This is a genomic window from Corallococcus sp. AB018, assembly GCF_003986945.1.
GTDB lineage: Bacteria > Myxococcota > Myxococcia > Myxococcales > Myxococcaceae > Corallococcus > Corallococcus exiguus.
The window spans coordinates 1-10117 of record NZ_RAWR01000292.1 but is presented as its reverse complement, the minus strand read 5'-3'; the positions used below and the strand labels follow the sequence as shown (position 1 = coordinate 10117).

Here is a 10117-nt window from a genome sequence, read left to right as displayed (position 1 = left end):
CCCCGCGCCAGCCCCCGGTACGCCCGAGCCAGCTCGCGCAGCGTCACGTCCCCGTTGCCCAGCACGATGCCCACGCCGTAGTGCGACGCGCTCTCCTTGAGACTCTGGAAGCCCGCCTCGCGCAGCACGCGCAGCACCTGCTCCGGCCCCAGCGCGTCCGCCACCCGCACAGCCGGGATGTTGTAACTGGACGCCAGCGCCGCCCGCAGCCGCACCGGGCCGTGCGCGCGCCGGTCGTAGTTCTTCGGAACGTACGCGCCACCCGGCGTCGCCAGGTGAACCTCCACGTCCGCGAGCACGCTCGACGGTGTGAAGCCCTTGCTCAGCGCCAGCCCATAAGCGAACGGCTTGAGCGCCGACCCAGGCTGCCGCAGCGAACGCACGCCATCGTTCTGCCCACCCTTCTCCTCGTCCAGGAAGTCCGAGGACCCCACGTACGCGAGCACCTCGCCCGAGGCATTGTCGATGACAATGGCCGCCGCCTCGCCCACGCGCCGGTGCGCCAGGCCCCGCAGCTCCTCCGTGATGGCCTTCTCCACCGCCGCCTGGAGGGCAGGGTCGATGGTCGTCTCGATGCGCGACGCCCGGTCCAGGCCCAGCTCCGGCAGACGCTGGAGCAGCGCCGTCGTCAGGTGCGGCACCTCGAACACGCGCTCCGGAGGCACCAGATCCAGCGGCGTCTCCTCCGCCAGCCGCGCCTCCTCCTTCGTCAGGAAGCCCTCCACCACCATGCGCGACAGCACGTCGCGCATCCCGGCCATGGCCATCTCCGGCCGTCGGTACGGATCCCTCCGAGCGGGCGACCGAGCCATCCCCGCGAGCAGCGCAGCCTGTCCCGCCGACAGCCGCTCCGCGGGCCGCCCGAAATACCGCCGCGCCGCCGCCTCCACGCCGAACGTGGAGTTCCCCAGCGGCACGCGGTCCAGGTACTCCAGCAGCACCTGCTCCTTGGACAGGTGCGCCGTCAGCCGCAGCGCCCACAGCGCCTCGCCGGCCTTGCCCCACCACGAGCGTTCCCGCGGCACCAGCCTGCGCGCCAACTGCTGCGGAATCGTGGACGCGCCGGACACGATGCGCCCCGCCGACACGTTGTCTCGCGCCGCCCGGGCCACCGCCACCACGTCCACGCCCGGATGCCACGTGAAGCGTTGATCCTCCGCGGCGATGAACGCCTGCCGCACCTTCGGAGGAATGCGTCCCTCCGGAAGGCCCACACTGCGTCCGTCCTCGCGGGAGAGCACCTCGCGCAGGGCATGGCCCGTGCGGTCGGTGAGCACCAGCGAGGACAGCGCCTCGCGGGACAACAATGTCCCCGGCAGGGGCCACGCGATGAAGCCCGCGCAGCCCACCACCAGGAGCGCCGCCAGTACCGCAACGGCGCGCACCGCCCCGCGAAGCGTGAGGCGCTTCATCACTTCGAAGCGACCTCGTCCGGCATCAGCACCGGGAAGCGTCCACCCTCGGAGCGGCCGAACACCTCCGGCGCGTACATCTCCTCCGCGTGCGCGGGCTTGAGCAGGAAGTCACCCGGCGTCGTGGCCCGGGCGACGAAGGTCGCTACGTGCACACCAGGGGGCAGTTCGTCGGCGAAGAACACCACGCGGTCGTCCCGCATCTCCGTGTGGTTGAACGGCGACCAGAAGCGCGTCGCCCAGACGTTCTCGGACTCGTCCGTCTCCGACAGGTCCTCTTCGCTCTCGTACTCGTAGCCCTCGCCGGGGCCCTCCTCCTGGCCGGAGCCCGCGGGGCCCGGCAGCCGCGCCGTGCTGGCCAGCGACGTGTCCACCGGCTCCAGACCCGCGGGCAGCGGCACGTCCACCGCCACGAAGTTGCGCCGCATGGGCGTGGCCACGCGCACCCGCACGCGCACCAGCTCGCCCGCGCGCGCCGCCTTCGCCTGGCCGCCGCCCGTGTACGGCTCGAACCAGCGCTGGACGATGATGCCCCGGTCCATGGGGTCCACCGGCAGCTGCGCCGGTGCGTAGCGCAGCAGCGCCCCGTAGTAGAGGTTGCCCGTGCCGTTCACCCCGAAGGTGAGCGGCTGCGCCTTGTCCGCAGGGCCCAGCTTCTCCACCGGCACCTGCACCGTCTTCACGCCCATGTCGCGGCCCTTGAAGTCGGCGGAGGCGATCACCTGCCCGCCCAGCTTCACCACCGCCTCGAAGGACGGCACGGCCGTCTCCTTGCGGCGCACCACCTCCGACAGCGCCATCAGCGTGAAGGCCGCCTCCTGCGTGTTGCGGAAGCGCCCGTCACCCTCGCGCGCGGACGCCAGGTAGCGCCCCATCTTCGACACGTACGGGTGGTCCGGCTGCACGTCCACCAGCGTCTGGAGCACCAGCGCCGTGGTGCGCGTGTCGGAGGACCAGAGCGGCGCGTACGTCTTCGCGTCCGTCTCCTGGAAGTGCACGCCCGCCGCGGACTCCTGGGCCTTGTTGAGCAGCTCCTGGAGCAGCTTCTGGCCCTGCGCGCGGTTGCCCTTCCCCACGAAGATGGCGTCCGTCAGCATCGCCTGCGCGAAGAGCGGCAGCTTCTGCCGCTGCTCGAACAGCTCGTTGTAGTACGACGGCCGCGGCGCCCCCATGCGAGACAGCGTGTAGAGCGCGAAGACCCGCGTCTCCAGGCCCGGCGCGTTGCAGCCGTACGCGCACTGCGTGCACACGCCCGCCGCCACCTTGTCCGCCAGGTACTTCTTCGCCTTGTCGAGGACGGCAGCCTCCACCGGGTAGCCCACCTCCTTCGCGCGCGCCAACGCCAGCGTCGCGTACGCGGACGCATACGGCGAGGAGCACTCACTGGAGGCCCAGAAGCGGAAGCCGCCGTCGTGGTTCTGGAGCGCCTGGATCTTGCGCACCGTCGCCGTCACCACCGTGTCCGGATCCAACGTGCCCTGCGTCTTCAGCGCGTCCTCGCTGAGGAAGCCGCGCACGAACGCCTGCTTCTGCTCATCCGAACCACCGGTCCACGCCACGCCGAACTTGCCGGACAGCTCGCGCAGCGCGACGAACGGCACCAGCCGCGACGACATCTGCTCCAGGCAGCCGTAGGGGTAGTCCACCAGCTGGTTCATCGACTCGTCGAACCCGCCCATCACCGTGGAGGACATCGTCAGCGAGAGGCCGCCCATGCCCGGGCGCACGCCGCCCGGCGGCTTGAGCCCCTCCACGCGCTCGCTGGTGGTATCGCCGTAGACCGCCACCGCCTCCATGCCCACGGGCAGCTGCACGGGGATCTTCTGCTCCACCGCGTCCGTCTCACCGCCACCGGCGACGGAGAAGCGCAGCACCGCGGTGCCCGGCTGCTCGGCCACGAAGGTGAAGCGCACCTCGCGGGCCTTGCCGTCCAGCTGCACCGTCTTCTCCGAGGGCCCCTCCACGCGCACGCCCGTGAGCTGCGCGGTGACCTTGGCCTCCTTGATGGCCGGGTTGGTGGTGTGGATGACCACGCCCGCCTCCGCCTTGTCACCCACTCGCACCAGCCGGGGCAGCGCCGGCAGCGCCAGCAGCGGCTTGGCCACCTGCACCTTGCTCTCACCCACGCCGAAGCGGTCCGCGTCCGTCACGGCCACCGCCATGATGCGGAAGGTGGTCAGGTTGTCCGGCAGCGTGAACTCCACCTTCGCCTGGCCCTGGTCGTCCGTCTCCACCGACTGGAACACCGCCGTCGTCTTGAAGTTGGACCGGATGCCGGAGCCCGTCGTGTCGGAGCCACCAGAGCCGCCCGGCCGCGAGCCCTTCTCGCCGTACAGCTTGCGCAGCACCAGGTGGATGAGCGGCTCGCCGATGCGCACCGACAGGCCGCGCTCCTGGAACATCGCGTCCAGCGGATCCGGGGCCTTGTAGCCCGTCAACCGCAGCACGCCTTCGTCCACGGCCCAGAGCGTGACTTCGGACTTCGTGCCCTTGCCCGTCGAGTCCTTCACCGCGACGTCCACCGTCACCTTGTCGCGCGGGCGCTTCTCCGGCGCGTCCGGCGTCAGCGCCACCGACAGGCGCTTGGCCTTCTTCTCCACCTTCAGCTGCGTGTAGCCCACGCGCACCGCGGGGCGGCCCGGGTCGTCACCGGACTCGATGCCCTTGGCCGCCTCCACGCGGCCGCGCACCAGCACCACGCCCACGAAGACGTTGGGGATGGCGCCCTCACCCAGCGGGACGTCCAGCGCGGTGGCGCTGCCCTTGAGCTTCACGCGGCGCACGCTGAGCACGCCCTCGCGCTCCACCGTGAGGATGGCGTCCGCCTGCGGGTACGGGCTCTTCACGAGAATCTTCGCGGTGTCGCCCACGTCGTACAGCTGCTTGTCCGCCACCAGGTCGATGCGGTCCGTGTCGTTGCGCTGCCAGGACACCCAGCCGGAGCCGGTGACGTAGAGCGAGTCACGCGTCGTCGCCTTGCGGCCCTTCGCGTCCGTGGCCACCGCCTCCATCACGTAGAGGCCGGGCTCGGCCGGGGTGAACTTGCACGGCTGCGGCGTCGCCGCGCTCTTCACCGAGCACTTCGCCGCCTCCGTCTCCACCGGCTCCGTGACGGTGAACCACTGGCCGCCATCGCCCTTCTTGCGGATGGACTTCCACTCGCGGCGCTTGATGTTCACGTCCACCGCGACGCCTTCCTGGCGCTTGCCCTCGGGCGATACGGCGACCAGCTCCAGGGCCACCTCCTTGCCGGCCTCCGCGAAGCCGGTGGAGAGCGTGCGCAGGCCCGCGTAGACGTCCGCGGGGTGCACGATGATGAGGTTGCGGTTGGCGACGCGCTGGCGGTTGACGTCCTCCACCTCCGCCTCCAGCGTGTACTCCCACGTCTTGCCACCGGGCGCGTCCGCGGAGCCGACCGCCAGCGCCAGCTGGCCCTGCGCGTCCGTGCGGCCGTCACCGGAGCCGAACGATTCGCTGCTGTGCTCCGGCTGATCGTCGTCCCACCACCAGGTGTTCACCCCGAAGGTGAAGGCTTCATTGCCCGGGGGCGTGAAGAAGGAGCTCACCCGCTGCACGCTCCAGCGCACCTGCGCGTCGCCCATGGCGCCGCCGAACAGGTAGCGCGCGTCCACGCGGGCGGTGAGCGGCTCGCCAGCCGCGACGTCCTTCTTCGGCACCGCCACGTCCACGCGGAACTGCGGCGCGCGGTACTCCTCCACGCGGAAGGTGCCGCCGTAGCTCAGCGTCTCGCCTCCGACCTTCAGCTTCGCCGCCACGTCGTAGTAGCCGAGCGGCATGTCCTTGCCCAGCTTGAGGTCCGCGCGGAAGGTGCCGTACTTCGTGACGGTGGCCTCCGTCTGGAAGACCTTCTCGCCGCGCGAGCTGGTCACCGTCACCTGCGCCTTCGCGTTCGCGGGCGGCGACTTGAGCACGCCCAGGCGGCGGTAGCGCGCCACGCCCTTGAGCATCACGTCGTCACCGGGGCGGTAGATGCCACGGTCGGCGAACACGAAGCCCAGGCTGTCCGGGACGCGTCCCTCCCACGCGCTCTGCAGCGAGAACGCGCCGGGCGACATGCCGCCTTCCCACGTGGACAGCGTCACGCCGATGTCCGTGTCCTTCACCGCGGACACCATGGCCCAGGGCGTGTTCCAGGTGGACTCGTCCTTGGGCTTGAGCAGCTCCGACAAGCCCGGCACCTTCGCCAGGCCGTTGGCGTCCGTCGTCCCCGTCCAGTGCTCCGTGCCCTGCTTGTCCCAGAGCGTGAGCTGCGCGTCCGGCACCGGAGCGCCCGTCGCCAGCGACGTCACCCACACCACACCGGAGGCGGCGCCCAGCTTCGCGTGCACCGCCAGGTCCGTCACCTGCCCGATGACCCGGCGCGGATACTTCTGCTTGAGCGACGGCGCATCCAGCCGCGCGAGGAACAGGCCCGTCTTCGCCCCGTTGAACGCCGGGCGCAGGTCGAGCGGCGAGGTGCGCTCCAGGTTGCGCGCGGCCTTTGTGTCCACCGTCGTGCGGTAGGGCTCCGAGGACGGCCACTCGTTGGTGTCGATGAACCGCGCGAGCTCGGCGGGGGACAGCGACCACACCTCCGCCAGCACCTCCGGAACGTTGGTCGTAACCAGCGGGATGGAGCCGTCACCCGACGCCTCCACCAGCGCCTCGCGCGAGCCGGAGTCGAAGGACGGCTCCACGTCCGACAGCTTCACCTGGCCCTGGAACGCGGGGCCCGTCTGGCCGAAGAGGTCCTTGTACCCTTCCGCGACCTTGATCTTGTACGTGGTGCCGGGGCGGTAGCGGCCGGGCAGCGACACGTAGGGGTTCTTCAGCTCCCCGCCCGACCACGGCATCTGCGTCTGCACGCGCTCCCAGTCGATCTCCGCCTTCGGCTCCAGCGTCACCTTGCCCTTGAGCGAGGCCACATCCAGCTCGTTGGACGTGAAGAGGATGAGCGGGCCGTAGGAGCACTGCTCCTCGCCCCAGGTGAACACGCACGCGCCCGCGGACTCCACCTTGAGCGCGCCGTAGGTGGCATAGGGGTAGCGCACCGCCTCGCCCATGGGCAGCGGGCCATCCGTGCCCGTCAGCTCACCGTCCACCACCAGGGTGAACTGCGTCCCCGAGGGCAGCTTCTGCGCGGGCTTCAGCTCGTACTTCACGCGGCGGTCCTGGGACCTGCGCGCCGGGCCGCTGCCCACCTGCACTTCCTTCACGTCCGCGAGCGGCGTCGTCTTCACCAGCGTGAGCGGCACGGGCGCGCCGGTGGCGGGCTCCAGGCGTGCGTGCTGCGCCAGGTCCTTCACGGCCTGGTTGAAGGTCAGCGTGAAGACCTGCTCCGGCTGCAGCCAGCGGAACTCCGACTCCGGCTGCGCGGTCTGGAGCGAGGGGCGCTGCGTCTCGAACTGGAAGGTGTACGGCTGCGCCAGCGCGGTGCCGTCCATGGCCTTGAGGCCCGCGGGCACCGTCACCGTGTACTGCGTCCCCATCTTCGCGGGAGCGCTCGGCACGAACTCCACGCTCGCGGAGCCCAGCCAGCGCCACTCACCTTCCAGCGCGGGGGCGATGGTCGCGGGGGCCGCCAGGCCACGCTCCGCGGCGACCGAGCCCAGGGCGATCATCGGCTTGGTGAAGGTGATGGTCGGCCGGGCGCTGCCGTAGACCTGGCCCGTCGGCCGCGCGGCCGCGATGGAGAGCGGGCCTTGCGACGCGGCGTCCTCCGCGTCGATCTTCAGCGCGGGAGGCTCGGGCAACGGCTCGACGGCGAGGCCAGGGGACTTCGAGGACGGAGTCGGCGAGGTGCCGGTCTCCGGGGGGCCGCCCTTCGAGTCCTTGTCGCCGCAGGAACACGCGGTGGCGACGACGAGGCAGAGGGCCAGCAGAGAGAGTCTGCGCATGATGGGGCTCACGAAGTTCCAGGGCGGGCACTCGTGGCTGTCCCCCTGAAAAATGACGCGAGCACCGTACCATGGGGCACCCCGCCCCGCTGTCACTCCCGCGTCATCCAGTGAGTCGCGGATCCGAGCCTCGGATTCCGAGTGTTTGAGAGTCACGGCCCGGGCCTGGAACGCGTCCGTAACGCGGTCGGACATCCATCACCGGAGGGCCGTCCGCGAGCACGGAGGTGGGGGCGAAGGCCCGGGCGACGGACACGACACAGCCGCCCAGCAGCTTGCGCAGGTGGGACTTCGGACGGCGAGGGGATGACGCCATGGGTGCCTCCGGCCGGATGGGGAGACACCAAGGTGGAAGGGGCGAGGCGGCCGGGCCATCGCACCGGTGCGCAGCGCCCCTTCGTTCACTGGACACTGGTGAGCCGTCAGCCGCCGTGGAGCAGCGTGGCGCCCGCTCCGAGCCCCAGCAGGAAGGCCACGATGACGAGCAGCATCACCCAGCGCACGGCGACGCCGGTGGTGCGCGGTGCCTGCTGCCCGACGGTGGCGCGCGCGGGCGCGGATTCGTCCGGCACGAGGATGCGGACCTGGATGGCGGCGGTGCGCAGCACTTCGTCCAAGTCGGTGAGGAACTTCTCATATTCCTCCGGGGCCAGCTCCAGCGGCGTGCCGTGCTGGAACTCGTAGCGCTTGGCCACGGCCTCGTGGTTGCGCAGCGAGGCTTGTCCCTTGGCCACGTCCACCCAGCCCGCGACGAGCGCGGGGGCGGTCCCCTTGCGGTCCACGAGCGAGATGGCCTGACGGGCCTGCTTGCCGCCCGCGGTGCTGGGGCCCTCGGGTTCGTCCACGCGGAGGATGCGGTGCGGGGAGCGGCCGTAGATCTTGTGCTGGAGCTCGCCCTTGAGGCGCTCCGCGAGCAGCGCGGAGTGTGTGGCGAACATCGTGCGCAGCTCGGGCGTCGCTTCGGACTGGTTCGCCGCCTGCGCGGAGGGAAGCGGCGCGAAGATCATCGGCTCCGGCCGGCTGGCCTTGCGCGGAGGCGCGGAAGAACTTCCGTCCAGTTCGGCGCCATGGCCCGCGCGGATGATCTCCGGCAGCTCGAAGCTCTCCTCCTGCTTCGCGCCGTCACGGCCCAGGCGGGCGATTTCTGGCAGGCCCTGCCCTTCTTCGCGAGCACCGCCACGAGCGGCGCCTGCTCCGCGGGGAGGACGCGCGATCTCCGGAAGGCCCTGCCCTTCTTCGCGCGTGCCACCACGGCTGGAGCGTGCGTTCTCAGGAATGCCCTGGCCATCATCACGAGCACCGCCGCGTGAAGGACGGACGATCTCCGGAAGGTCGTGCCCCTCTTCGCGAGTCACCGCACGCCCCGGACGCACGGCCTCTGAAGCGCCCTGCCCGTTCTCGCGTGCACCGCCACGAGGTGGGCGCCCGCCCTCTCCCGCGCGCCCCTGCCTGCCACCATCCCCGTCACGCGAAGGGCGAGCGACGGTCTCCGGAGCGGCAAACGCGGCGGCGTCCTCCTCCCACGCGCCCTGGCCAGGGTGCGGCGGCGGGGGCGACAGCCCATCCACGCGCGTCTCCAGGACCAGGTCATCGTCGGGAACGGGAGGCGGCGTCATCCGCGACTCCAGGCCCGTGAACTCATGTGCGCGCGGGGGCGCGCCCGAGGGAGGCGCGCTCCGCGACTGATTGCCCCAGGACTTCCGGCCGGGAGTCGCCGCGGAGGAACGGGCTGCCTCCGCGGCGTCGCGCTGCACCGGGGCCGGCACCTGGGTCTGCTCGGTGCGGACCTCATCCGTCTCGTCCAGGTCGTCGTCCAACGGTGCGACCCGGGTCTCGTCGATCCGATCCGGCTCGTCGTTCCTGCGGTTCCCCTTGGCCATGTGCGCGACCTCTCGCGTCAGACCATAGCGCTTCGCCCGGCCGCCGGGGATGAGCCGTGCACGGTCAGTATTTCGGCCAGTCCGGACACACGATTTCGATGGAACCGCCAAGCCACGACGCATAGGCCGCCTCATCCGCGACGGTGTACGGCTTCCCATACGTCCGCTCGAAGTACTCCGCCCAGTGCGGCTGCGAGCCATCCAGGTCCGTGAAGCCGTACTCGCGCGCCAGCGTCCAAGACGCGACCACGCGCCCCGCCCTGCGGTGGACGTCCGGATCCGCCGCGAGCGCCGCCACCCCGCGGCCCACATACGACGGCGTCTCCGACGCGATGAAGTCCGGGACGTTCTTCACCGCGTCGCGCCAGTTGGCCTCCTTCACCCCGAAGCCATCCAGCATCTCCTCCGAGCGCAGGAACCCCGGCGTCACCGCCATCGCCGTGATGTTCGTGCGGCGCAGGTCCCTCGACATCGCGAACGCCAGGCGGATGACCGCCATCTTCGTCACGTCGTACGCGACGCCGCCCCGGTAGCCGAACGAGTCCCCATCCGTCACCTCCACGATGAGCCCCCGGTCGCGCTCCAGCATCAGCGGCACCGCGTAGCGGCTGGTGGCGAGGTGCGTGTACACGGCGCGGTCGAACATCAACCGAGCCTTCGCCGGAGACTGCTTCCAGAACGGCAGCCCCAGCTCGTGCAGCGTCTCCCCGCCCCAGATGTCGTTGATCAGCACGTCCAGCTTCCCGGCTTCAGAGCGGATGCGCTGACACAGCGCCTCCACCTCCTCCTCCACGGTGTGGTCCACCCGCACCGCGATGCCCTTCCCGCCCAACGCGGTCACCTGCTCCGCCGTCTCTTCAATCGTCTCTGGCCGGGACGCCCCGCTCGCCAGGTTCCCCCGCACGCTGCGCCCGGTGCAGTACACCGT

The 10117-nt window shown here is 71.0% G+C and carries 4 protein-coding genes; all 4 read right to left on the bottom strand.

Features of this window, described 5'->3' with window-relative positions:
* Positions 1–1412: transglycosylase domain-containing protein (locus D7Y11_RS38770; RefSeq protein ID WP_199753918.1), on the bottom strand; the 1412-nt coding region annotated here is incomplete at its 3' end.
* Positions 1412–7309: an alpha-2-macroglobulin family protein gene (locus tag D7Y11_RS38765; protein WP_158642050.1), complete on the bottom strand. Its 5898-nt coding sequence runs from the start codon at positions 7307–7309 to the stop codon at positions 1412–1414. The genes D7Y11_RS38765 and D7Y11_RS38770, both read right to left, overlap by 1 nt.
* 422 nt (positions 7310–7731) lie before the next feature.
* On the bottom strand, positions 7732–9189 hold the full coding sequence (locus D7Y11_RS38760) for a hypothetical protein (RefSeq protein WP_126936194.1): 1458 nt from the start codon (positions 9187–9189) through the stop codon (positions 7732–7734).
* 64 nt (positions 9190–9253) lie between these two features.
* The coding region (locus D7Y11_RS38755) for an SDR family oxidoreductase (RefSeq protein ID WP_126936193.1) at positions 9254–10117 on the bottom strand (864 nt) is incomplete at its 5' end.